1 protein-coding gene is annotated in these 412 nt (G+C 66.3%); it reads right to left on the reverse strand.

Annotation, left to right across the window (positions count from 1 at the left end):
- A partial coding sequence (locus AC30CM_RS27220) for a tyrosine-type recombinase/integrase (protein WP_490120009.1) occupies positions 1 to 389 on the reverse strand: 389 nt, incomplete at its 3' end.
- Positions 390 to 412 lie beyond the last annotated feature (23 nt).

Here is a 412-nt window from a genome sequence, read left to right on the forward strand (position 1 = left end):
CCTATGGTGTGCCGGAAGCGGTGCACATCGCCGCCGGAGATCGGCTCGCCGGTCATGGTTGAGGAGGTGATGCCGTGTTCGGTGAACAGGGCTGCCAGGCGGTGCCGTAATCCACTGGTGGACCAGGGCTGGGTGCGTCCGGCTGCTGCGCTGGACCGCGCGCCTGGGAACAGGTGGGTTGCGCCCTGCCCGTAGGTGTTTCGGACCTGGTTTTGTTGCGCGAGAATCACTTGGGCCAAGGTTTCGGGGATGGGGAATCGGCGCCAGGCGCTGGTCTTGGTCATCCAGTACTCGATCCAGTAGCCGCCCTCGGAGCGGTGCAGGCAATCCAGTGGGAGCGCGACAAGTTCGGAGATTCGGCAGCCCGCCCACCGGGTTGTGGCGATCATCGCCCGCAGGGTGGGGTCGGTGG

Source organism: Mycobacterium sp. DHQP2018-32-09, assembly GCF_058148405.1.